Origin of the sequence: Cellulomonas hominis (assembly GCF_014201095.1) — a bacterium.
Lineage (GTDB): Bacteria > Actinomycetota > Actinomycetes > Actinomycetales > Cellulomonadaceae > Cellulomonas > Cellulomonas hominis.
Genome location: NZ_JACHDN010000001.1, coordinates 2,573,950 through 2,596,701 on the forward strand (window position 1 = coordinate 2,573,950; position 22,752 = coordinate 2,596,701).

The following is a 22,752-nucleotide window of genomic DNA, read 5'->3' on the forward strand; positions in this document are numbered from 1 at the left end:
GTCACGCCCCCAGCAGCCCGCGCCGGTGCGCGATCGCGACCGCCTCCGCCCGGCCGCCGGCGCCGAGCTTGTCCAGCACCCGGGAGATGTGCACGGACACCGTCTTGCCGCTGATGTAGAGGCGCTCGCCGATCTGCCGGTTGCTCAGGCCCTCCGCGACGAGCGCGAGCACCTCGGCCTCCCGGCCGGTCAGCACGCCGGTCGGCGTCGCGGCCACGCCGGGGAGGTCGAGCCGCGCCCGGCGGGCCAGGTCGGTCAGCGCGGTGGTGAGCGGTACCGCCCCCATGTCGCGGGCGTCGGCCAGGGCGGCGGCGGCCTGGGTGCGGGCGGCGTCGCGGTCCCCGGCCGCGACCAGCGCCTCGGCCCAGCGCCACCGGGTGCGGGCGTGCTCGTACCGGTACCCGTAGTCGAACGCCTCCGTGGCGCGCTGCCAGACGGCCGGGTCGGCGTCGCCGGTGAGCCGGGCGTGCTCGGCCTGCGCACGGGCGAGCCACGCCCGCCCCTCGGGGCCGAGCTGCCCGCCGCGCGGCCGGCCGCGGTCCGCCGTGACGACCGCGCGGTTGAGCAGGCGGGCGCCGGTGTCCAGCCGGGGCGCGGGGTCGCGGCCGGCGAGCCGGTCCGCGGCGGCCTGGTCGGCGAGGGCGGCGATCCCCAGCGCGGACAGCCAGATGCCGCCGAGGAAGTAGTCCGACCAGACCCGGCTGATCTCGTCGATCAGCTCGTGCGCGAGGGCCACGGCCTCGTCGAGCCGTCCCGCCCAGGTCAGGGCGTCGACCGAGCAGCCGCCCGCGATGAGCGTGATCATCGTGTCGCCGTGCGGGCCGTGCAGCAGCTCCAGGCTCCGGTCCGCCGCTCCGGCGTCGCCGCGGGCCACGGCGGCGTACGTCTGCACCCCCGCGACCACGGACTGCGCGCGCGGCGGGCCGGGGTCCGCCGTCGGGGCGGGCGGGCTGAGGTCGCCGCGGGAGTACCGGACGATGTCCTCGAACAGCCGCAGCTCGACCCCGTACGCGCTCCACGTCAGCCCCGACCGCGCCGCGCGCTCCAGCCCGGCGGTCGTGATCGCGGCCGCCTCGTCCAGCGCGCCGGCGTAGAAGCGGTTCGCCGCGAGGTTGTACGTGCAGCGCAGCTCGGTCGTCACGTCGCCGGCGTCCTGGGCGCGGTCCAGGGCGATGCTCAGCAGGCCGGCAGCGCGGGACGCGTCGTCCACGACGAGCACGGCCAGCGAGATGAGGGCGTCCGCCTCGGCGTCGGCGGCCCCGGCGGCCCGGGCCTCGTCCACGGCGGCGCTCGCGGACACCTCGGCCTGGTCGTCGAGGTCGGAGTTCAGGGCGGCGCGCGCGTGCGTCGCCAGGGCCCAGGCGCGGTCGGCGCTCGGCGCGGGGTCGGTCGCCGCCAGGCCGGCCAGCGCCCGGTCGGTCTCGCGGAGCGCCTCGTCGACCCGCTCGACGCCCAGCAGGTGCCGGGCGAGCGTGGTCCGCAGCGCCGCGACCCGGCGGGCGGTGGGCCCGTCGGGCGGGCCGGCGGGCACGTCGACCGCGGACACCGCCTCCCGGGCCATCGCGACGGCACGGTCGCCGAGCCCCGCCCGGCCGCCGGCCGCCGCCGCGGCGAGCAGCACGTCCACCCGCTCCTCGCCGAGGTCGGCCGCCGCCGTCGGCACGCCGGACCACAGCCGCAGCACGGTCTCCAGGTGCCGGAGCTCCTCGGCCGGCGCGAGCACCCGGCCGGCCTCGCGGGCCGCCTCCCGGGACGCCTGCAGGGCCAGCCGCTGGTCGTGGGAGAGCAGGGCGTGGTGCGCGCGCTCGGCGGCCGTCGCGAGGCTCGGGTCGGCCGCGGCGGCCACCAGGTAGTCCCGGTGCAGGGCGACCTGCTCGCCCGGCAGCAGGTCGGTGTAGACGGCCTCGGCCAGCAGCGCGTGCCGGAACGCGATCCGGCCGTCCTCGCCGACCAGCACGTGGTGCGCGACCGCGTCCCGGAGCGCGGCGTCGAACGCGGCGTGCCGCTCCGGGCCCGCGCCCGGGCCGACGACGACCGCGCGCAGCAGGGGCTCGTCCACCCGCCGCCCGGCGGCCGAGGCGGCGCGCGCCAGACGCTGCACCTCCGGGTCGAGCGCCTCGAGCCGCGCGCGCAGCAGGTCCGCGAGGGTGCCGGGGAGGTCGGTGGGCGCCTCGAGCAGCTCCTCCGCGAAGTACGCGTTGCCCTCGGAGCGGATGAGGATGCGGCGCAGCGACTCCTCCGGCAGCGGCCGGCCGGCCAGGGCGGTGGTGAACGCGCGCAGCTCGTCGGCGGTGAACGGCGGCAGGTCCAGCCGCTCGACCCGCGGGTGCCGGCCGAGCTCCGTGAGCACCGGGCGCAGCGGGTGCCGGCGGTGCAGGTCGTCCGCGCGGAACGACCCGACCAGCAGCACCGGCTCGCTCCGCAGCCGCGCGACGAGGAAGCGCAGCAGGTCCCGGCTCGAGGAGTCCGCCCAGTGCAGGTCCTCGAGCACCAGCACCAGCGGCGCCTCGGGGCGCCCGGCGGCGGCGAGCACCGCGGCCACCGCGTCGAACAGCTGCAGGCGCTCGGTCTGCTCGTCCGCGACCGCGGGCTCCGGTGCCGCGGACGGCAGCAGCCGGCGCAGGGCGGGGCGGGCGGCGACGACCTCGGCCACGCCCGGGCAGTCGGCCTCGACGAGCTGGTGCAGCGCCTCGGCGAACGGCAGGTACGGCAGCCCGATCTCGCCGAGGTCGATGCAGTGGCTCACGACCACGGTCGCGCCCGCCTCCGTCGCCAGCCGCGCGGTGTGCGTGAGCAGGCGGGTCTTGCCGACGCCCGCGTCCGCGCCGAGCAGGACGAGGCCCGGCTCGCCCGCGCCGGCCCGGGCGACCGCCGCCAGGAGCGCCGCGACCTGCTCGTCGCGGGCGACGAACGGGGCGGCGGAGGACCGGGTCATGAGGTCGATGGTGTCAGGCGCCACCCACACCCGTCCCGTGCGTCCCGTCCCTGGCGACGGCGTCGCGGTCGCCGCGGCGCCCGCCGTGCTCAGCGGCGCCGACGCCGCCAGCGCCACCCCAGGTCCGTCCCGCGCACGGCGGCGCGGACGAGCTCCTGGCGGTACGCCACCTCGGCGTCGAGCGCGGGGCCCCAGATGGTCTCCATGTCGCTCTCCCTGCATCTCGTGCCGGGCGGTTCCCCGGCACGTTCCACCCTCGCGCTGAGGTGCACCGACGCGGATCGGGCGACCGCCCCGTCGTGGGGCCGCGGGAGGCCGGGTGGTGGGCTGAGGAGGCGCTGAGGACCCCCTGAGGTGGGCTGAGGTGGGGGCGCGGGGACGTCGTGACGTCGGCACCGGGTGCGCGATGGGCACCTGCTGCGTGCGAGGCTCGGGGCGTGAGCACCGCGACCAGCACCCCGGAGCCCCGCCCGTCCGACGCCGTCACCGGTGCCCGCGACGTCCTCGGGGAGGTGTTCGACGCCGTGCTGTTCGACATGGACGGCACGCTGATCTCCTCGACCCGGTCCGTGGAGCGGTGCTGGCTGCGCCTGGGCCAGGAGTTCGGGATGCCGACCGACCGGCTCGCCCCGTTCGCGTTCCACGGCGTCCCGGCGCGGGACATCATCGACGCGCTGCTGCCCGACGCGGACGCCGCCCGCCGCGCGGCCGCCCTGGACCGGGTGGTCGAGCTCGAGATCGGGGACACCGAGGGCATCGAGGTGCTGCCCGGGGCGGCCGACGCGCTCGCGGTGCTGGCGCCCGGGGGCCGGTGCGCGGTCGTCACCTCCTGCGGGACGCGGCTGGCGGCCGCGCGGGCCGGTGCGGTGGCCCTGGCGGTCCCGCGGGTCGTGGTCACCGCCGACGACGTCGAGCGCGGGAAGCCGGACCCGGAGCCGTACCTGCTGGGCGCGGAGCGGCTGGGGGCGGACGTGCGGCGGTGCCTGGTCGTCGAGGACGCGGCGTCGGGAGTGCGGTCCGCACGCGCGGCGGGGGCGGCGACGCTGGCGCTGCGCACGACCGACCCCGAGGGCCCGGGCGGGACGCCCGACCTGGTGGTGGCGGACCTGTCCGCCGTGCGGTTCGTCGTCGGCGAGGACGGCGTCCGGGTCCGCGCGCGCTGAGGGGCTCGCGCGATCAGGGTGCGGTTCAGGGTCGCGCCAGGGTCCGTCCCGGATGTGCCGGTGCCGGCGACCGGGCACCGTAGGGGGTGTCGCGACCGCGACACCGACGCGAACCCGACAGGAGTGACGAACGATGACCGGCATCTACGAGTCCATGTGGCGCAACGGCCTGGTCCGGCCGCTGGACGGCCGGGTGATCGGCGGCGTCTGCGCCGGGCTCGCGCGGCGGTTCGGGATGGACGCGTGGCCGATGCGCTGGCTGTTCATCATCGTGCTGATCGTGCTGCCCGGCAGCCCGCTGCTGATCTACCCCCTGCTGTGGATCTTCATGCCGGGCGAGGACTGGGTGGCCCGGATGCACGGCCCGAACGCGTACGCGACGGCGTTCCCGGGCGCGCGGCCGGCGACGTGGCGGTACGGCGCCTACCCGGCCCAGCCGGGCCAGCCGGCTCCCGGCCAGCCGGCCCCGGGGCAGCAGCCGCCCGCCGCAGCCCCGGACGAGGCCCGCTGAGCCTCAGCCGAGCAGCACGTTGTACCGCGGCGCCGGGAGGAGGGACCCGGTCTCGCGGAGCCACCGCGGCGAGGCGTCGACGGGGAAGACGGTGACGGGGCGGGTCCCGCCCGGTCCCACCAGCCCGTAGACGAGCGCGCCGCCCCCGACGCCCTGCGCACGGTGCACCACCGTGCGCAGGGCGTCGGCCGTCCCCGGGACGGGGTCGTCCCGGACCAGCAGCGCGCCTGCCGGCGGGTCGGCGAGCAGCGGGACGACGACGTCCGTGACGCGCTCCAGCAGGGTCCGCCCGCCGGGCCGGCGCCACGGCAGCAGGTGCCCCGGCTCCAGGCCGAGCGCGGGCTCCAGCGCCCCGCCGGTCCACCGGTCGCGTTTGAGCCCGAACGGAGTCGCGGCCGTCGACAGCAGGTAGCCGTAGACGTGCGCCAGCCCGGCGTCGGTGCCGGGGAACTCCACGGGCAGCCCGGCCCGGCGCTGCAACCACGCCAGCACCGCCCGGTCCAGCACCGGGGTGCCGGTGTGCTCGTCCACGACGGTCGACCGCGCCCACCGCCCGAAGGTCCCGCGCGCCCGGTCGGCGTCGATCTGGGCGGTGAGCCAGCCGACCGGGCCGTCGGGGCGCAGCACGCCGTCGGGGTCGGCGGGAGCGTCGAGGGCGGCGGTGTCCAGGGCGTCGAGGGCGCGGGCGTCGGGGAGCACCCCGGAACCGTAGGTGCAGGTCAGGGGCACGGATGCGCCCGCCGCACAGAGTTCGCCTGGTGTTCACCGCCCGGCGGACTTTTCGTCCATGAAGGACTCATAGCGTGGACGGTGCGTCCAGACTACGCGTCAGCCGGGCCCCGTGCCCCCGTCCGTGAGGCGATCCGTGACCCGATCCGACCTGCTCCTGCTGCTCGACTTCGACGGCACCGTCGCCGTCGGCAGCGGGCCCGTGCACGCCTACGCCCGGGCGGCGGCCGGCAGCCTGCCGCCCGTGGCGGCGGCGGCGTTCCGGGACGAGGCGGCGGCCGCGATCGAGGCGGCCGAGGTCCCCACGGCGGGCACGGAGGCCCACGCGCTGCCCCTGGACGGGTACGACCTGGTCCGCCTCGTCGCCGAGCGGCACGGGGTCGGCCCGCTGGCCCTGTCCGCCGCGTACCTCGCGAGCCGGCACGCGCTCGGCACGGCGGACGCTCCCGTCGCCGCCCCGGCCGGCCTCGCCGCGGTCCTCGCCGAGCTGCGCACCGAGGCCACCGTCGTCCTCGCGACGAACGCCCCGGCCATCCGGCTCAGCCCGACGCTGGCCGGCCTCGGGCTCGGCGGCCTCTTCGACCGCGTCCTCACCGACGTCGGCAAGCCCGGCGGCCTCGGCGCCGCGCTCGACGCCCTGGGCGCGGCGCCGCACGGCCCCGTGCGGGTGCTGTCCGTCGGGGACGTCTGGGCCAACGACCTGGCGCCCGTCGCCGCCCGCGGTCACGCGACCGCCCTCGTCTCCCGGCGCCCGCCGCCGGAGGCCCGCCCCACCTGGACCGTCCCGGACCTGCCCGCGCTGTACCCGGCGCTGCGGTCCTGGGTCCGCTCGGGCGGGCGCACCGACCCCCACCCCGCAGTCCCGTCGACCCCCGTGCGGGTTCCCGCGCGGGCCACGAGTGAAGGATGACCATGACCAAGCACGCCCTGCCCGGCGCCGCCCTGCTGGCCGCCGCCGCGCTCACCCTCGCCGCCTGCTCGTCCGGCGACGCGGAGGCCTCCTCGACCTCCGCCGAGACCCCCGCCGACCCGACGTCGCTCACCCTCGCCCTGGTGCCGTCGCAGGACCAGTCCGGCTTGGTGGACACGGCCAAGCCGCTGACCGACTTCCTCACCGAGGAGCTCGGCATCGAGGTCACCGGCGTGGTGTCGAAGGACTACCAGGCCGCCGTCGAGGCCATGGGCGCCGACCAGGCGCAGATCGGCTTCCTGCCGTCCCTGCAGCTCTGGCAGGCCTCGGACATGTACGACGCCTCCGTCGTGCTGCAGACCGAGCGCAACGGCAACATCTCCTACCCCGCGCAGTTCATGACGAACAACCCGGACAAGTACTGCGACGACACTCCGGTCGAGCGCGACGGCATGCTGTTCTGCAACGGCGCCGACGCCCTGCAGGGGCCCGCCGGCCTGGACAGCATCACGAAGGTCGAGGGCGCCAAGGTCTCGGTGCTCGGCCCCGCGTCGCCGGCCGGGTACATCTACCCGGTCCTGGCCCTGCAGGAGGCCGGCCTCGACACCGACGCCGACATCGAGCAGGTCCCCGTCACCGCGAACGACGCCTCCGTGCTCGCCGTGTACAACGGCGACGCCGAGGTCGGGTTCTCGTTCTGGGACGCCCGCACGATCGTCGTCAAGGACACCCCGGACGTCGGCCAGAAGGTCGTCGTGTTCGCCCTGACCGAGGAGATCCCGAACGACGGCGTGGCGCTGGCGGCGAGCCTGTCGCCGGAGCTGCAGGAGCGGATCACCACGGCGCTCGCGGACTACTCGGAGACCCCCGAGGGCTCGCAGGTGCTGACCGACATCTACTCCATCTCGAAGCTGGCGCCGGCCGACCCGTCCTCGCTGGACGTCGTCGCCCGGGCGGCCGAGAAGCTCGGCCTGCAGTGAGCGGACCCGCGTCGCGGGTCGCGGAGGCGGGTGCCGGGACCGATGTCCCGGCGCCCGCGCCGTGGCCCGTCCGCCTGCGCGACGTGGTCGTGCGCTACCCGAACGGCGTCGTGGCGCTGGACGGGGTGTCGCTCGACGTCGCGGCGGGGGAGATGGTCGCGGTGGTCGGCCTGTCCGGCTCCGGCAAGAGCAGCCTCATCCGCACGCTGAACGGGCTGGTGCCGGTGACCTCCGGCACGGTCGAGGTCGGCGGGCACGACGTCGCGGCGGCCCGCGGCCGGTCGCTGCGCGCCCTGCGGGGCGAGGTCGGGATGATCTTCCAGGGCTTCAACCTGGCCGGGCGAGCGACCGTGCTGCAGAACGTCCTGGTCGGCCGGGTCGCGCACGCGCCGACCTGGCGCACCCTGCTCGGCGCGCACACGGCCGCGGACAAGGCGGTCGCGTGCGAGGCGCTCGACCGCGTCGGCATGCTCGACCGGGCCTGGCACCGCGCCGCGCACCTGTCCGGCGGGCAGCAGCAGCGCGTCGCGATCGCGCGGGCGCTCGCCCAGCAGCCGCGCGCCGTGCTGGCCGACGAGCCGGTCGCGAGCCTCGACCCGCCGACGGCGCACGGCGTGATGGCCGACCTGCGGCGGATCAACCGGGAGCTCGGCATCACCGTCGTGGTGAACCTGCACCTGCTCGACCTCGCGCGCGAGTACGGCACCCGGCTCATCGGGCTGCGGGCCGGGACGGTCGTCTACGACGGCCCGGCGGCCGGCGCGAGCGACGCGGTGTTCGAGGACATCTACGGCCGGTCGATCCGCCCCGACGACGTGCTCGGCGCATGACCGCCGACGTCCGCGCGACCGGCCCGCGCGTCGCCCGGGCGGTGCTGCCACCCCGGCCCGCCGGCCGCTGGAAGGCCGCCGCCGGCTGGGCCGCCGTGCTCGCGATCACCGCGCTCACCCTGGCCCCCGGCATCGGGGTCGAGGTCGACCTCGGGGCGCTCGTCCGCAACTGGCAGAACGGCGCCGACAAGGTGCTCGCGCTGCTCCAGCCCGACTGGTCGTTCTTCCCGCGCACCGTCGCGCCGCTGCTGGAGACGCTGCAGATGGCCGTGATCGCCACGGCCGTGTCCGGCGTCCTCGCGCTGCCGCTCAGCCTGTGGGCCGCGCGCACCACCGACCCGAACCGGGTGCTGCGCGGGTCGGTCCGCGCGGTGCTCAACGTCGTGCGGGCGGTGCCCGACCTGCTCTACGCGTCCGTGCTGGTCGCGATGGTCGGCGTCGGCGCGCTGCCGGGCATCCTCGCGCTCGTCCTGTTCGACGTGGGCATCGTCGTCAAGCTCGTGTCCGAGCAGATCGAGGCGTCCGACACCGGCGCGCTCGAGGCCGGACTCGCCGCCGGCGGGACGCAGACGCAGGTGAACCGGGCCGTCGCCGTGCCCGACCTGCTGCCCGGCTTCGTCACCCAGCTGCTGTACGTGCTGGAGCTCAACGTGCGGGCGTCGTCCGTGCTCGGCCTGGTCGGCGCGGGCGGGATGGGTCTGCTCATCGACGCCGTGCGGTCGTTCTACCGGTACGACCAGCTGTCCCTCATCATCCTGGAGATCCTCGTCGTGGTGCTCGTCCTCGAGGCCGTCAGCAGCGCCGCCCGCCGGAGGCTCGTGTGACCGCCCCCGCTGCCGCGCCCGCCGTCGCGCGCCCGGCCCTGCTCGCCCCGGTGCTCCCGCCGCGCCCGTCCCGGGTCGGCCTGCGGCTGCTGTCCGGCGCCGTCGTCGCGGTCGTCGTGCTCGCGTTCTGGTCCGTCGACATCGCATGGGAGCGGGTCACCGACCTGCCGGGCGAGATCGTCCGGTACCTCGGGCTGATGTTCGCCGACCCGGAGTGGACGAGGCTGCCCGAGGCGCTGGCGCAGACCTGGAAGTCCGTGGCGATGGCCTGGCTCGGCACCGTGCTCGGGATCGTCGTCGCGACCCCGCTGAGCCTGGTCGCCGCCCGGGGGTACGCCCCGGCCCCCGTCCGCGGCGCGCTCCGGCTGCTGTTCGCGGTCATCCGGGCGGTGCCGGAGATCATCATCGCGATCGTCATCCTGTCGGTCACCGGCCTCACCCCGCTGACGGGCGCGCTCGCGCTGGCCGTCAACGGCGTCGGCACCCTCGGCAAGTGGGGCTACGAGGCGATCGAGGGCATCGGCACGGGCGCGGTCGAGGCCGTGCGGGCGTCCGGCGGCTCCGGGGCGCAGGTCCTGCGGTGGGGCGTGTGGCCCGAGGTGCTGCCCGCGTTCGGGTCGTTCTGGCTGTACCGGTTCGAGATCAACGTCCGGTCCTCGGCCGTGCTCGGTCTGATCGGCGTCGGCGGCATCGGTGACATGCTCACCTCCTACACGCAGTACCGCGAGTGGTCGACGGTCGGGGTGCTGCTGATCGTGGTGGTCGTCGTGACCGTGACGATCGACGCCGTCTCGGGCGCCCTGCGCCGCCGCATCATGGAGGGAGCGCGTGCTCGTGCCGTCCAGCCCTGAGGTCGTCGCGCACCCCACGGTGCGGATCGCCACCGCCCTGCCGGCCGTGCTCGCCTCCGAGCGGCGCGTGCTCGAGGAGGTGCTGGCGCAGCCGGAGCGGCTGGTCGAGAGCACCGCGCAGGAGCTCGCCGACCGGGTGGGCGTCGGCCGGTCCACCGTCGTGCGGGCCTGCCAGGCCATCGGCTACAAGGGGTACCCGCAGCTGCGGGTGGCGCTGGCCGCCGAGCTCGCGCACCGGGACGCCGACGTCGACTACGGCAGCAGCGCCCTGGGCCGGCTGCGGGCGGACATCGCGGCGCTCGCGGCCGCCCTCCCGCAGGTCACGGCGATGCTCGACGAGGACACCGTCGAACGCGCCGTCGGGGTGCTCACCGGGTCCCGCCGGCTGCTGGTGCTCGCGAACGGGCTGTCCGCGCCGCTGGCCACCGACATGGCGATGCGGCTGACCGCCGTGGGCCGGCCCGCGGAGGTGGTCGCCGACTCGATCGGGCAGCAGATCGCCGCGCGCGGGCTGCGGGCCGGCGACGGCTGCGTGGTGCTCAGCGGGTCCGGCGCGAACGAGGCGACGCTCAAGGTGGCGCGCGCGGCCCGGCAGGGGGGAGCCGCGCTGGTCGTCGTGACGTCGTTCCGGGGGTCGCCGCTCGCCGAGCTGGCGGACGTCGAGCTCGTGGTGGCGCCCGCGGCGGCGACGTTCCGGCACGAGCTCGAGCGCACGTCGCGGATCGCGCTCGCGGTGCTCGTCGAGTCGCTGGCGGGGATCGTCGCCGCACGGTCCGGTTCCCGCGCGCAGGCCGTGCACGACGACGTCCTCGACATCCTGAGCGAGAACCTCGCGGACTGACGTGACCGGGCCTAGCCCAGGACCTCGACGTCGACCTCCCACGCGAGGTCGTCCAGGATCTCCGCCGCGTGCGTGTGCGCCGCCCGCACGGCGGTCTCCAGGTCCGGCGCCTCGCCGCGCAGGTCGAACGTCACCCGGCCGCCCGCGAACCCGGGCGGGGCGTCGTCCCGCAGCGCGCCGAGCGCGTCGGCCATCCCGGCCCGGGTCTCGTCGTCGGGCACGTCGGGGACGGTCAGGTGGGCGACGTAGTCGGGCATGCGCGCCATCGTGCCCCACCCCACCGACACGCGCGCCGCCAGCTAGGCTAGGCGTCCGGCGGGCGGACGGCCGCCGCCGTGCGCGGGATCGCGACCGCCGAGACCGTGGCGCCTGCCGCCATCAGGAGCGCGCACGCCAGCATCGCCCGCGGGTGGGCGTCCGCCAGGACCGCGGGGTCCGAGAGGCCCGCGCCCACCCCCGCGACGAGGGGGAGGACCGCCACCGCGAGCAGGCCGGCCACGCGGGCGACCGCGTTGTTCGTCGCGGACGCCACCCCGGCCAGGTGGTCGGGGGCCGCGCTCAGGGCCGTCGCCGTCAGGGGGGCGACGGTCAGCACCAGGCCCGCCCCCACGGCCACGACACCGGGCAGGACCCCCGTCACGTACGACGTCCCCGGCCCGATCCCCGCCAGCAGCAGCGCGCCGGCCCCGGCCAGCAGCGGGCCGACGGTCATCGGGATCCGCGGGCCGATCCGCGCCCCGAGCGCCCCGCCGCGCGCGGACAGCAGCAGCATGAGCAGCGTCGCCGGCAGGGCGGCCACCCCCGCGGCGAGCGGGGACCACCCGGTGACCACCTGCAGCGTGACGGGCAGGAAGAAGAAGATCCCGGTGAGCGCCGCGTAGATCAGCAGGGTCGCGAGGTTCACCGCCGCGAACGGCCGCCAGCGGAACAGCCGCAGGGGCAGCGCCGGGTGGTCCGACCGGGCCTCCGCGAGCACGAACCCGCCCAGGGCGAGCACCCCGACGGCCCCGACGGCGGCCACCTGCCCGGTCAGGGCCCCGCGCTCCGACCACGCCGTCAGGGCCCAGGTCAGCGCGCCGAGCCCGAGCCCGGCCAGCGCGGTCCCGAGCCAGTCCAGCCGCGGGGAGGCCTGCGGGTCGGCGGACTCGGGCACCCAGCGCAGCGCCACGACCACGACCAGCGCCGCCAGCGGGATGTTGATGCCGAACACCCACCGCCAGCCCGCCTGCTCGACGATCCACCCGCCGAGGAACGGCGCGATCGCCCCGGCCGCCCCGCTCAGCCCCGACCACGCCCCGATGGCCCGCGCGCGGTCGTCCTCCGCGAACGACCCCTGGAGGATCGCGAGCGACCCCGGGGTGAGCAGCGCGCCGCCGACGCCCTGCAGCGCCCGCGCGGCCACGAGCAGCCCGACGGTCGGCGCGAGCGCGCACAGCACCGACGCGGCGGCGAACGCGACCGTGCCGACGACGAAGACCCGGCGGCGCCCGAACCTGTCCCCGAGCGAGCCGCCGAGCAGCAGCAGCGCCGCCAGCGTCAGCGCGTAGCCGTTGACGGTCCACTGGAGGCCGGCGGTGGTGGCCCCGAGGTCCTCGGCGATGGCGGGCAGCGCGATGCCGACGATCGTCCCGTCGAGGAACACCAGGGCCGAGCCGAGGACGGTCGCGAGCAGCGTCCCGCGGCCCGCGGTGGTGCCGAGGGTCAGCGCGGGCGCTGCTCCGGTGCCGGCCATCGCCCCCTCCCTCCACGCCGTCGTGCCCTGCGACAGTACGGTCGCCGCGGCGCCCCGGGAACCCCCGCCGACGGCGCCCCGCGCGGGGGCCGGCGTGTCGTTCGCGCAGCAGACCGGCGCTCCGTCGGGCACAGTAGGCGGGTGGGTGACGTCAGGGACCTTCGTTCGGCGCCGGGAGCGAGGCGCGCGGACGCGCGCGCGGAGCACGACGAGCTCGTCCTCGACGCCCGGCGCTCGGCCCCCCGCGCGGCGCGGCACTGGATCATGCACCGGGTCGCCGCGTCCGGCGTGCAGGGCTCCGCGAACCAGGTGATCGAGCTGCTGACCGGCGAGGTCGTGGCGAACGCCGTCGTGCACGGACCCGAGCACGGCCGCGTGCGGGTCGCGATCCGGATCGACCACCGGGGGGTGCGCGTGGCCGTGACCGACGCGAGCCCGGCCCGCCCGCAGGTGCAGCACCCGGCGCCCACGGCGGTCAGCGGCCGCGGGATGGCGCTCGTCGAGGCGCTGTCGCGGACCTGGGGCGTCGACTCGCACGGCGCGGACGGCAAGACGGTGTGGTTCCTGGTCGACCCCGAGGCGGACTGAGAGCGCTCCCCGCTCAGCCCCGCCCGACCGCCAGGTCCACGACCAGGGCCCGGTGGTCCGACATCCCGGTGTCCACCGCGACCGGCTCGCTGGACGGCACCACGTCGCCGTCGAGCAGCACGTGGTCGATCTGCCGGTCCGGCACCTGGACGGGGAACGTGTTCACCCGGCCCACCGACCGCCAGCCCGAGATGCGCGCGGGCGCGGTGCCCTCGAGGTTGAGGTCCCCGACGACGGCGAGCGGCCGGGGGAGCGCGCGGCACGCCCGCACCAGGTGCCGGAGCTGCACGACGTTCCACGCGGTGATGAAGGTCAGGTGCGTCGCGACGACCGTCACCGGGCCCTCGGGGGTCTCGACGACGGCGGCGAGCGCGGCCCGCTGCTCGTCCTGCACCAGGGACGCGCGCCGGGTCCCGCGGTGCACCATGGGGACGCGGCGGCGCAGCGTCGGCAGCGTGAGCACCCGCCACGACGACACCGGGTGCCGGCTGAGCAGCGCGATCCCGTAGGCGGCGATCGACGGCTGGTCCTCGCCGGTGGCCGCGGTCCAGGTCCCGGGGTGGCCGTGCAGCGTGGCCACGAACCGGTGCTCGTCCGCGCCCATCGCCTCGGCGGCGACCGCCGTGAGGTCGGCCTGGTGCGACCGCGGCTGGTCGCGGTCGACCTCCTGGAGCGCGAGGACGTCGACGTCGAGCCCGCGCACGGCGCCGGCGAACCGGTCGAGGTCCACCTTGCCGTCGCTCAGGCCGCGCCCGTGCAGGATGTTGAACGTCGCGAGTCGCACGCGGCGATTCTTCCCGTCGTCCTGCGGACGCGCCTGTCGTCGTGTACACAACCAGGCATGAGCCACGAGTCGCAGGCCGCCGACAGCGCCGGGGCGGAGGTGCGCACGGGAGCGGCGGCCCCGCCCGACCCGCGCACCGCGCTGCAGGACGCGCTGCGCCTGACCGCGGTCGCGCTGGAGGAGGCCGGGATCCCGTTCGCGCTGGTGGGCGGGTACGCCGCGTGGGCGCGCGGGGCGCCGGAGCCCAGCCACGACGCGGACTTCGCGGTGCCCGAGGAGGACGTGCCCCGCGCGCAGGAGGCCATCGCCGCCGCCGGGCTGGACGTCCGCGAGCCCGCGGAGAACTGGCTGTTCAAGGCGTACCACCACGGCGCCCTCGTGGACGTGCTGTTCCGGATGGTCGGCGAGCCGATCACCCGGGAGATGCTCGACCGCAGCGACACGATGGAGGTGCTCGCGGTCCGGATGCCGGTGCTCGACGCGACCGACATCGTGTCGGCGAAGATGCGGGTCTTCGGGGAGCACTACTGCGACTTCACGCGGATGATCGCGATGGTCCGGGCCCTGCGGGAGCAGGTCGACTGGCACCGGGTGCGGCGGGAGACCGCGGCGACGCCGTACGGCCGGGCGTTCCTGCTGCTCGTGCACGAGCTCGGCATCTCACCGGTCGGCCCCGAGCCGCGCTGACGCCCGGAACTTCCCCGCGGACCGGTGCAAGACGGGGACGGCACGCGACACAGTAGGGACACCGGCCCGTCCCAGGCGCCGGCCGACCGAACGGGGATCGCGTGCACAGCCGCCAGCAGCCTGCCGCCGGGCCGACCGCCGGGCCGACCGCCGACGACGAGCCGCGGCCGGCCGCGCCCGTGCCCGGGCGGGTGCCCGACGCGGCCCCCGACCCCCGCGACGAGGCCTGGTTCGACGACCTGTTCCGCCGGCACGCCCCGGCCGTGCACCGGTACCTGCTGCGCCGCGGCGCCGCGGGCGACGCCGAGGACCTGGCCGCCGACGTCCTGACGGTGGCCTGGCGGCGGCGCGAGGAGCTGCCCGCGGGGATGGAGCTCGCCTGGCTGTACCGGACCGCCGGGTTCGTGCTGGCCAACCACCGGCGCAAGGGCCGTCCGGTCCCGGTGGCCGACGTGCCCGACGAGCCCGACCCCGCCGACCCGGCGGTGCAGGCGGTGCGCGACGAGCGGGTCCGCGAGGTCCTGGCCGGCCTCAGCGCCCGCGACCGCCAGGTGCTGCTGCTCACCGCGTGGGAGGGCCTGGCGGGCGACGACCTCGCGCTCGTGCTCGGCGTGACCCGCGGCGGGGCGGACGCCGCGCTGTCGCGCGCCCGGTCCCGGCTGCGCGAGGCCTGGCCCGCCGACTGAGGCGACGCGCGGCCGACCCCGGGTGCAAGACCCCGCGGGCCGGCGACACAGAGGGGGTGGACGCGCCCCGCGGGTGGACCGCGCGGGCGCCAGGAACCCAGGAGGCCATCGTGGACGAGCCCCAGCACCCGAGCACCCCCGCCGGCGACGAGGCGTTCGCCCGGCTCAGCGCGGCCGACCCCGCCGCGGACGCCCGGCTGGACGTCGACGCCCTGCGTGCCGAGGTGGCTCGCCGCACGGCCGGGGAGGACGCCCCGGCCGAGCTGGCCGGCGTCACGACGCTGACGTCCCGCCGGCGGGCCCGCTGGCTGCAGGTCGCGGCCGTCGGCGTCGGGGCCGCGCTGGTCGCCGGTGCCGGCGGCTACGCGGTCGGCGCCTCCGGCGACGACGGGTCCGGACCGGGCGCGGCGCCCGTGATCGCCCTGGGCGGCGGCGCGATGCCGATGGTGGGTGCCGCCGACGCCGAGTCCGCCGCGACGGACATGCGCATCGGCCCCGGCTTCGGCGCCCGCGCGGAGTTCACCGCCTCGGGCCTGCCGGACGACGCCGGCACGGCGCACGCGTGGGCGCTGGACGCCGCGGCGGTGTTCTCTGCGGAGACCGCCGCGCGGGTCGCGTCGGTGCTCGGCGTGGCCGGGGAGCCGACGCTGCAGTACGGCTCCTGGGTCGTCGGGCCGCAGGACGGCTCGGCCCCGTCGGTCTCGCTGCAGCCGGACGGCACCGCGAGCATCAGCTACTTCGACTCCTCCCGCGATCCCTGGTCCTGCACGGCGTCGGCGTCGGACACCCCCGACGGGGGGATCGCCGAGGCGACCCCCGAGATGCTCGACCCGTCGCTCGTGGTCCCGGTCGACCCGTCGCTGACCGGGCCGAGCTGCGACCCGTCGCTCGGCGACGGGCCCGGGTCGGACGCAGCCGTGGCGCAGACCCGCGAGCTGCTCGCGTCGCTGGGCGTCGACCCGGCCGGGTTCGAGTACGAGACCACCGACACGGGCACGACCCGCGCCACGACGGTGCTGGCGTACCAGGTGGTCGACGGGCAGCGCACCGGGCTCTCGTGGAACGTCACCCTGGTCGCCGACGGCGTCCAGTCGCTGTACGGCTTCCTCGCCCCGCTGGTCGATCTCGGCGAGTACCCGGTGGTCGGCGCCGTGACGGCGGCGGCCCGGCTGAACGACCCGCGGTTCGGGTCGGGCTGGGGCGGGGTCATGCCGCTGATGCGCGCGGAGATCGCCGACGACTCCGCCGTCTCGCCGTCCGCCGACCCGACCGTCCCGCCCACCGCGACCCCGGGCGACCCGATCGCCTGGCCGGTGCAGCAGGTGACGCTGACCGGCGCGCGCCTCGGCCTGACGCTGCTCTACCAGGCGGACGGCGCGGCGGTGCTGGTGCCCGCGTACGAGCTGACCGACACCGACGACGCCACGTGGAGCGTCATCGCGGTCGACGAGGACTCCCTGGACCTCGCCGGGTGACCGGCTGACCGGGGACCGGCCGTGGAGGGCGGCCGGGCGCAGGGCGGACGGGACGGGTCGGAGGGACCCGTCCCGTCCGCGCGTCGGCGCCCCGGTTGCCGGCGCCCGCGGTCCGGGCCACGGTCGTGGCATGGGCCGACGACACCACCACCGCAGCCAGCACGCCGGACCGGGCCCCGTGCCCGCCGACCCGACCGTGGCGCTGCCCCGGGACGCGGCGCACGGGAGCGGGGCGGGGCTGCTGCTGCGGTCCGCGCTGCTCGGCGTCGCCTCGGGCAGCCGGGCGTCGCTGGCGCTCGCGGCGCCGACGCTCGCGGACCCCGGCAGCCACGCGCTCGGCCGCCTGCTCGCGCGGCTCGGCGTCGTCGCTGAGCTGACCGGCGACAAGCTGCCCAGCACCCCCAGCCGGCTGAACCCGCCCGGGCCGCAGAGCCGGGCGGTGGCGGCGGCGTTCGGCGGGGTCGCGCTCGCCCGTCAGCGGGGCCGAGCGGTCTGGCTCCCCGCGGCGACCGCGGCCCTGTTCTCCACCGTCGGCACCTGGGGCGGGGCGGCCTGGCGCGCGCACGCGGCGCGGTCCGGGCCGGACTGGCGCGGGGCGTTCGTCGAGGACGCCGTCGCGCTGACCCTCGCGGGGCTCGCGGCCCGGCGGTGAGCCGCGCGACCCCGGCCGGGGTGCTGGCGTCGCGGCGGGGGAGCGGCGAGACTGCGGCCATTCCCGGAACCGCAGGAGGACCGACCCGATGAGCACCCGCCCCGGCTCGCTGATGCTGCTCGACTCCGCGTCCCTGTACTTCCGCGCCTACTTCGGCGTCCCCGACTCGGTGAAGGCGCCGGACGGCACCCCGGTGAACGCGGTCCGCGGGCTGCTCGACATGATCGCCCGCCTGGTGACGGACCACCGGCCGGAGCGCCTCGTGGCGTGCTGGGACGAGGACTGGCGCCCGGCGTTCCGGGTGGCGGCGATCCCGTCGTACAAGGCGCACCGGGTGGTCGGCGGCGCAGAGGCCGCCGCGGCGGGCGGGCCCGTGGCCGAGGAGGTCCCGGACACGCTCGCCCCGCAGGTCCCCGTGATCGCGGAGGTGCTCGCCGCGCTCGGCATCGCCCGGGCCGGTGCCGCCGGGTACGAGGCGGACGACGTCATCGGCACGCTCACCGCCCGCGAGGTCGCCTCGGGGTCGCGGACGCCGGTGCTCGTGGTGACGGGGGACCGGGACCTGTTCCAGCTCGTCGACGACGCGGCGGGCGTGCGGGTGCTGTACACGGTCCGCGGCATCAAGGACCTCGAGGTCGTGGACGCCGCGCGGCTGCGGGAGCGGTACGCCGTGGGGTCGGGCGGCGCCTACGCCGACATGGCGGTGCTCCGCGGCGACCCGAGCGACGGGCTGCCGGGCGTCCCCGGCATCGGCGAGAAGACGGCGGCTGCGCTGCTCGCCCGGTACGGCGACCTCCCGGCGCTGCTGGCCGCCCGCGACGCCGGCGACCCGGGCCTGACGGCCACCCAGCGCCGCCGCCTGGCCGAGGCCGAGGCCTACCTGGCCGTCGCGCCGGGCGTCGTGCGGGTGGCCGCCGACGCCCCCGTCGAGCTGGCGGGCGCGGCCGGCGTGCCGGCCGACCCGGACGCGTTCCGGCTGCCGCGCGAGCCGGTCGACGGCGAGGCGCTGGTGGACCTGACCCTGACCGCCCGCTGGGGCCTGGAGTCCAGCGTCCGCCGCGTCCTGACGGCCCTCGCCCAGCGCTGACGGCCCACCGCCCGTCCCCGCCAACCCCACCCCCCGCCCCCGGCACTTCGCGCGCGCCTGCGGCGGGGCATGCGCGAGGAAGGGGGTCACCGCCCCCCGGTGACCCCCTCCCGTGCGACCCGCCGTCCTGGATCCCCCCGGACGTCCGGCCGCCGCCGGCGGTGCGGCCCGCGGCGTTGTTCCCCCGCCGCCGCAGGCCCCGCACCGCCGCGTGCGGTGCGCCCCCCTAGCGCACCCGCAGCACCCCCACGGTGAGCGTCGGCGCGTAGCCGCCGTCGCCGGTGTAGAGCGCGGTGAGCGTGGTGCTGCGCTGCACGGCGGGCAGGGTGACCGTCGCGGCACCGTCCGTGAGGGCGACGGTCGCGACCGGCCGCAGCCCGGCGAGCAGCGTGACCTTGCCGCCCGGCACCGGCCCGCCCTCGACCCCGGTGACGGTGACGGTGACCTCCGGGGTCGCGCCGGGCGCCACCGTCCAGGACGGCGTGCCGAGCGCGATCCGCGGGGTGGCGGCCTGCACGCGGTACGCCCGCTGGCTGTGCGAGCCCTGGACGTCCGCGCTGCCGGCGTACACGGCGGTCAGCGTGTGCGACCCCGCCTTGAGGTCGCGCGGCAGCTCGACCGTGGCGGTCGCCGTGGTGCCCGCACCGGCGACGAGCTCCGCGGTCCCGAGCACGGCGTCGCGCTCGCGGATCTCGACGGTGCCGGCCGGGACGGCGCCCTGGCCCGTGACGGTGACGGTGGCGCTGACCGGGGAGCCGTAGCGCCCCGAGTTCTGCGACAGCGTGACCTTCGTGGTCGAGCCGGCCTGCTTCACCTCGACGGCGACGGCGTCCGACGTCGACCCGGCCCACGTCCCGGAGTCGGGCACGTAGACGGCGGTGAGGCTGTGTGTCCCGCCGCCGAGCCGGACCGGGGTCGTGGCCTTCCCGCCGCTGACGGGGGCCGTGGCGACCTCGGTCTCGCCGTCCCGGAACGACACGGTGCCGGTGGCCTCCGCGGGGGAGACCGTCGCGGTGAGGGTGACGTCCTTGCCGACCTGCTTCGGGCCGGTGACCTTGAGCGTCGTGCTCGTCGGCGTGGCCTCCGGCACGGTGACGTCGAGCACCTGGGCCCGGGTCGTCGGGTCGGCGTTGTGGCTGTGCAGCACGAGCAGCCGGTCGGACGGCGCCGCCGTGCTGGTCGAGCGGTGCACGGTCAGCTCCGTGGCGTCCGAGCCGACGTACCAGAGCGCGTCGGTGACCCCGGCGTCGAACCAGTACGGCGGGTCGAACGGGTCGACCGTGAACGGCTCGACGGCGTCGATCTGGCCGCTCGGGTCCGCGGCGTAGTCGGACGTCGTGCGGACCGTGACCGTCGGCGTGGCACCGGGCTCGAGGCCGAGCGCGGCGATCCCGACGGGCGCGACCAGCACGGAGTTGTCGAACACCGTGGTGTCGACGTCCCCGAACGCGCCGTTGACCGCCTGGATGTCGAGGATCTCGACGGGGTCGGAGCCCGGCACGAACGTCGCGGCGACCGTGACGTCGGTGGCGTCGCTGAGCTTCTGCACGATGGTCCGCGCGTCGGTCGTCCCGTCGGCGTCCAGGTCCCAGTCGACGGTCGGGAACACGGACTGGCCGAGCGTGGCCCAGTCGCCGTCCACCGCGATGCCGACCCCGAGGTACCCGTCGGCCGGGTCGCCGCCCGCCGCCGCGTGCTGCGGGGCGGTGGAGGTCCAGCCGACCCAGCGCAGGTCGCCGGAGGCGATCGACGACGGGGAGGTGACGAAGCCGGGGACGTCCTCGAGCTTCGGGCTGGTGGCCGCGAGCGTCAGCGGGGCGACGAGCGACGTCCACCCTCCGGTGGCCACACCGCGCCCGGACAGGGTGAGCGGCGCGGTGGTCGCGCCGGCGTCCGCGAAGGACACCGGGTCGGCGGTCAGCTCGGACACGAGCCGCGGGGCGGCCTGCACCGGGACCCGCAGCTCGGCGTCGCCCGCGGTCAGGACCAGCCGCCCGGACAGCGCCGCGACGTACTCGCGGGGCACGCCGCCCTGCGACGCCGCCGACGTCGGGTCGAGCTCGCGCTCGAGCGTCGCCGGGTCGGCCGTGAAGGTGAGCGTCACGAGGCGCTGCTGGCCGGCGGGGACGGTGACGGACGCCGGCGACGTGGTGATCGCCGCGCCGCCCGTGGTGGTCGCCGCCTCGAACTGCGTGCCGTAGGTGACCGCCGATGCGCCGGTGTTCTGCACGGTGACGGTCTTGCGCAGCGTGACCGGCTGGGCGCCGACGTCGACGACGCCGAAGGTCACGGACACCTGGTCCGGGTCCTCCGAGCCGTAGGCGAGCACCGTGTCGGCCACCGCGGCGCGGGCGTCCACCCGGCCCGAGCCCACGCGCTGCGGGCCGTAGGCGGTGCCGGACCGGCCCGCGCCGGTCCAGACGTCGTGCGTGGCCGTGTTCATCACCGCGGCCTTGACCTGCGCGGGCGTCCAGCCCGGCTGGGTGGCCCGGACCAGCGCGGCGATGCCCGCGACGTGCGGGGCGGCCATCGAGGTGCCGGACAGCGACTGCGCGGCGTTCCCGGTGCCGGAGGCGGCCGAGAAGATCAGCGTGCCGGGCGCCGCGACGTCCGGCTTGATGATGCCGAGCGAGCCGTGCGCGCCGCGGGACGAGCCCGGGTTGAGGGCGTCGGCGATCTCGTCGGCCACCACCGAGGCGGCGAGCGACGGGCCGAGGTGCGCGACGACGCCGCCGGCCTGGATCGCGGGCAGCAGGGCATCGGTGGAGGACGCGGTGAGCTGGGCGCCGGGGATCGTGGCGGTGCCCGAGATCCCGGCCGAGAACACCGTCTGCTCGGTGCCGATCAGCACGCCGACCGCGCCGGCGGCCTCGGCGGCGGTCCACCGGGCGACGGACCCGCAGGCCCGGGTGGCGTCGTCGTCGTCCCACCACAGGTAGACGATGTTCCCGGCGACCTGCGCCGCGTAGTCGTCCAGCGGGGTGCAGCCGTCGACGTCGTCGCCCAGGTACACGACGGGCGCCGTCACGTCCGCCGTGCCGGCGTAGGCGATGGAGTTCTGCGCGGACCAGGTCCGCACGAGCGCCGGGTCGGGCGCCGCGGTGACCTCGACGCCGTCGTAGGTCTGCGGGCTGCCGACGGAGTTCGCGACGGTCAGGCCGGAGGCCGCGGAGCCGGGGGAGCCGCCGACGTCCGTGATGTCGGACGAGTTGCCCGCGGACAGCACCGCGAGCGTCCCGAGGTCGGCCAGCCGGTCGATCAGCAGGTTGTCCGGGTCGTCGGACGGGGTGGCGGAGGCGCCGAGCGACAGGTTCACCACGTCGAGGTGGTCGGAGAAGTCGCCGTCGCCGTCGGGGTCGGCGGCCCAGTCGAGCGCGAGGCCGGTCAGGTCCGTGGACCCGCCGATGTCGCCGAAGACCTTGAGCGCGTAGAGACCCGCGCCGGGGGCGGAGCCGGGGCCGACCTGCCAGCCGGACAGGTCCGTCAGGCTCGCGTAGTCGCCGCGGAACGTGGTGCCGTCCGGCTGCACGCCGTAGCCGGTGGCGGTGCCGGCCACGTGCGTGCCGTGCCCGGAGTTGTCGGAGGTGTAGAGCGAGTCGATCGGGTTCGCGTCCGGGGTGGGCGTCGTGGTCGCGCCCGGCAGCTCGGAGGCGGGGTCCGCGTCGTACAGCGGGCCGGCGAAGTCGTAGCCGCCCAGGTACTTGGCGGGGTCGAACAGCCCGTCCGGCACGGGCCCGGTGCCGTCCTCGCCGTAGGCCGCCGCGTACGCCTCGGCCGTGCCGGGGCCGCCGAAGTCGGCGTGCGTGTAGTCGAGGCCGGTGTCGATGACGCCGATGCGGACGCCCTCGCCGGTCTCGCCGGTGTCCTGCCAGACCTGCAGGGCCCGGGTGAACGCGTCGGACGAGGAGTTGTCGGCGGACTTCGTGGTCACCCGGTACACCGCGACGACGTCGTCGGACCCGGCGAGCTCCCGGACCTGCGCGGCGTCGCCGGTGACCAGGGTGCCGGAGACCAGGTTCGACAGGGTGGCGATGCGCTGGGGCGTCGCGGCGCGGGCGGTGGCGCCGGCCTCGGCGGGCACGACCTCCTCGGCGACCTGCTCCACCTGCGCGGCGGCCTCCTGGACGGCCGCGGCGTCGCCGCCGTCCTCGGCCACGTCGAGCCCGGACGGGGCGTCGAGCTGGACGAACGCGGTGACCGGTCCGTCGGCCTCGGCCAGCCCGGGGGCGACCTTGCCCGACGCCGCCGCCAGGACGTCGTCGGGCGCGACGGGGTCGCCGGCACCGGTCGCCAGGCCGCCGGGCGGGGCGGCGGACCGGTCCAGCGGCAGCGTCGCGGCGGTGGCCGCGCCCCCTGCCCCGAGCGTGGTGGTGGCGGCGAGCGCCAGGACGGTCAGCGAGGCACGGAGCGAGCGACGCGGCATGGGAATCCGTTCTTCCGGCAGGACCAGACGTGCACCCGTGGCGTGACTGCCCGTCATAGCGAGG

Annotated in this window: 20 protein-coding genes; 14 read left to right on the plus strand and 6 right to left on the minus strand. The window is 77.1% G+C overall.

What is annotated here, in order from left to right; genetic code table 11:
* Position 1 precedes the first annotated feature (1 nt).
* Positions 2–2,935: a helix-turn-helix transcriptional regulator gene (locus HNR08_RS12090; protein WP_183835024.1), complete on the minus strand. Its 2,934-nt coding sequence runs from the start codon at positions 2,933–2,935 to the stop codon at positions 2–4.
* A gap of 437 nt (positions 2,936–3,372) precedes the next feature.
* Between HNR08_RS12090 and HNR08_RS12095 the strand changes: the two genes are divergently transcribed.
* Both HNR08_RS12095 and HNR08_RS12100 read left to right on the plus strand, forming a co-directional pair.
* Positions 3,373–4,098 carry an HAD-IA family hydrolase gene (locus HNR08_RS12095; protein ID WP_246803146.1) on the plus strand — a complete coding sequence of 242 codons (726 nt, stop codon included), beginning with the start codon at positions 3,373–3,375 and terminating at the stop codon, positions 4,096–4,098.
* 133 nt (positions 4,099–4,231) lie between these two features.
* Positions 4,232–4,609: a PspC domain-containing protein gene (locus HNR08_RS12100; RefSeq protein ID WP_146839815.1), complete on the plus strand. Its 378-nt coding sequence runs from the start codon at positions 4,232–4,234 to the stop codon at positions 4,607–4,609.
* A 3-nt stretch (positions 4,610–4,612) separates the two neighbouring features.
* On the opposite strand, the gene HNR08_RS12105 is transcribed toward HNR08_RS12100, so the two are convergent.
* Positions 4,613–5,308, minus strand: coding sequence for an amino acid deaminase (locus HNR08_RS12105; RefSeq protein ID WP_146839813.1), 696 nt, complete (start codon positions 5,306–5,308; stop codon positions 4,613–4,615).
* 166 nt (positions 5,309–5,474) lie between these two features.
* Here HNR08_RS12105 and HNR08_RS12110 point away from each other — a divergent pair, with 166 nt between their 5' ends.
* Genes HNR08_RS12110 through HNR08_RS12135 form a run of 6 tightly spaced genes read left to right on the plus strand, consistent with a single transcriptional unit; the run spans position 5,475 to position 10,574 of the window.
* Positions 5,475–6,248: an HAD family hydrolase gene (locus HNR08_RS12110; protein ID WP_183835026.1), complete on the plus strand. Its 774-nt coding sequence runs from the start codon at positions 5,475–5,477 to the stop codon at positions 6,246–6,248.
* A complete protein-coding gene (gene phnD, locus HNR08_RS12115; RefSeq protein WP_146839811.1) occupies positions 6,245–7,228 on the plus strand; it encodes a phosphate/phosphite/phosphonate ABC transporter substrate-binding protein in 984 nt (327 codons plus the stop codon). The genes HNR08_RS12110 and phnD overlap by 4 nt, the downstream gene beginning before the upstream one ends.
* Complete coding sequence (gene phnC / locus HNR08_RS12120; RefSeq protein WP_146839809.1) at positions 7,225–8,058, plus strand: phosphonate ABC transporter ATP-binding protein; 834 nt, start codon at positions 7,225–7,227, stop codon at positions 8,056–8,058. Before phnD ends, phnC begins: the two co-directional genes overlap by 4 nt.
* Positions 8,055–8,882 carry a phosphonate ABC transporter, permease protein PhnE gene (phnE, locus tag HNR08_RS12125; protein ID WP_146839807.1) on the plus strand — a complete coding sequence of 276 codons (828 nt, stop codon included), beginning with the start codon at positions 8,055–8,057 and terminating at the stop codon, positions 8,880–8,882. Before phnC ends, phnE (HNR08_RS12125) begins: the two co-directional genes overlap by 4 nt.
* Entirely contained in the window at positions 8,879–9,733 is an 855-nt protein-coding gene (gene phnE, locus HNR08_RS12130) for a phosphonate ABC transporter, permease protein PhnE (protein WP_371862400.1), read from the plus strand. Before phnE (HNR08_RS12125) ends, phnE (HNR08_RS12130) begins: the two co-directional genes overlap by 4 nt.
* Entirely contained in the window at positions 9,711–10,574 is an 864-nt protein-coding gene (locus HNR08_RS12135) for a MurR/RpiR family transcriptional regulator (RefSeq protein ID WP_246803145.1), read from the plus strand. The genes phnE (HNR08_RS12130) and HNR08_RS12135 overlap by 23 nt, the downstream gene beginning before the upstream one ends.
* 11 nt (positions 10,575–10,585) lie before the next feature.
* Here HNR08_RS12135 and HNR08_RS12140 read toward each other — a convergent pair whose 3' ends face one another.
* Both HNR08_RS12140 and HNR08_RS12145 read right to left on the minus strand, forming a co-directional pair.
* Entirely contained in the window at positions 10,586–10,831 is a 246-nt protein-coding gene (locus tag HNR08_RS12140) for a hypothetical protein (protein ID WP_146839805.1), read from the minus strand.
* Between the two features lie 47 nt (positions 10,832–10,878).
* On the minus strand, positions 10,879–12,306 hold the full coding sequence (locus HNR08_RS12145) for a DHA2 family efflux MFS transporter permease subunit (protein WP_146839803.1): 1,428 nt from the start codon (positions 12,304–12,306) through the stop codon (positions 10,879–10,881).
* Positions 12,307–12,447: 141 nt separating this feature from the next.
* Between HNR08_RS12145 and HNR08_RS22390 the strand changes: the two genes are divergently transcribed.
* Entirely contained in the window at positions 12,448–12,894 is a 447-nt protein-coding gene (locus HNR08_RS22390) for an ATP-binding protein (RefSeq protein WP_146839801.1), read from the plus strand.
* A gap of 13 nt (positions 12,895–12,907) precedes the next feature.
* Here HNR08_RS22390 and HNR08_RS12155 read toward each other — a convergent pair whose 3' ends face one another.
* On the minus strand, positions 12,908–13,678 hold the full coding sequence (locus tag HNR08_RS12155; protein ID WP_146839800.1) for an endonuclease/exonuclease/phosphatase family protein: 771 nt from the start codon (positions 13,676–13,678) through the stop codon (positions 12,908–12,910).
* Between the two features lie 57 nt (positions 13,679–13,735).
* On the opposite strand from HNR08_RS12155, the gene HNR08_RS12160 reads away from it, so the two are divergent.
* The 5 genes from HNR08_RS12160 to HNR08_RS12180 all read left to right on the plus strand — a co-directional run bounded on the left by HNR08_RS12160 (position 13,736) and on the right by HNR08_RS12180 (position 18,265).
* A complete protein-coding gene (locus HNR08_RS12160; protein WP_146839798.1) occupies positions 13,736–14,365 on the plus strand; it encodes a nucleotidyltransferase family protein in 630 nt (209 codons plus the stop codon).
* A 101-nt stretch (positions 14,366–14,466) separates the two neighbouring features.
* Positions 14,467–15,051, plus strand: coding sequence for an RNA polymerase sigma factor (locus HNR08_RS12165; protein ID WP_371862399.1), 585 nt, complete (start codon positions 14,467–14,469; stop codon positions 15,049–15,051).
* A gap of 110 nt (positions 15,052–15,161) precedes the next feature.
* A complete protein-coding gene (locus HNR08_RS12170) occupies positions 15,162–16,526 on the plus strand; it encodes a hypothetical protein (RefSeq protein ID WP_146839796.1) in 1,365 nt (454 codons plus the stop codon).
* Between the two features lie 130 nt (positions 16,527–16,656).
* Positions 16,657–17,178: a hypothetical protein gene (locus HNR08_RS12175; RefSeq protein ID WP_146839794.1), complete on the plus strand. Its 522-nt coding sequence runs from the start codon at positions 16,657–16,659 to the stop codon at positions 17,176–17,178.
* 88 nt (positions 17,179–17,266) lie between these two features.
* Positions 17,267–18,265 (plus strand): 5'-3' exonuclease, encoded by a 999-nt coding sequence (locus HNR08_RS12180; protein ID WP_246803144.1) that lies wholly within the window; start codon positions 17,267–17,269, stop codon positions 18,263–18,265.
* Between the two features lie 226 nt (positions 18,266–18,491).
* Here HNR08_RS12180 and HNR08_RS12185 read toward each other — a convergent pair whose 3' ends face one another.
* Complete coding sequence (locus HNR08_RS12185) at positions 18,492–22,688, minus strand: S8 family serine peptidase (protein WP_146839792.1); 4,197 nt, start codon at positions 22,686–22,688, stop codon at positions 18,492–18,494.
* Positions 22,689–22,752 lie beyond the last annotated feature (64 nt).

What these genes read in the sequence shown, in the direction of transcription:
- HNR08_RS12145 (WP_146839803.1), bottom strand. Translation starts at nt 12,306, where the DNA reads ATGGCCGGCACCGGAGCAGCGCCCGCGCTGACCCTCGGCACCACCGCG.
- HNR08_RS12180 (WP_246803144.1), top strand. Translation starts at nt 17,267, where the DNA reads ATGAGCACCCGCCCCGGCTCGCTGATGCTGCTCGACTCCGCGTCCCTG.
- HNR08_RS12140 (WP_146839805.1), bottom strand. Translation starts at nt 10,831, where the DNA reads ATGCCCGACTACGTCGCCCACCTGACCGTCCCCGACGTGCCCGACGAC.
- HNR08_RS12185 (WP_146839792.1), bottom strand. Translation starts at nt 22,688, where the DNA reads ATGCCGCGTCGCTCGCTCCGTGCCTCGCTGACCGTCCTGGCGCTCGCC.
- phnD (WP_146839811.1), top strand. Translation starts at nt 6,245, where the DNA reads ATGACCATGACCAAGCACGCCCTGCCCGGCGCCGCCCTGCTGGCCGCC.
- HNR08_RS12100 (WP_146839815.1), top strand. Translation starts at nt 4,232, where the DNA reads ATGACCGGCATCTACGAGTCCATGTGGCGCAACGGCCTGGTCCGGCCG.
- HNR08_RS12160 (WP_146839798.1), top strand. Translation starts at nt 13,736, where the DNA reads ATGAGCCACGAGTCGCAGGCCGCCGACAGCGCCGGGGCGGAGGTGCGC.
- phnE (WP_146839807.1), top strand. Translation starts at nt 8,055, where the DNA reads ATGACCGCCGACGTCCGCGCGACCGGCCCGCGCGTCGCCCGGGCGGTG.
- HNR08_RS12090 (WP_183835024.1), bottom strand. Translation starts at nt 2,935, where the DNA reads ATGACCCGGTCCTCCGCCGCCCCGTTCGTCGCCCGCGACGAGCAGGTC.
- HNR08_RS12175 (WP_146839794.1), top strand. Translation starts at nt 16,657, where the DNA reads ATGGGCCGACGACACCACCACCGCAGCCAGCACGCCGGACCGGGCCCC.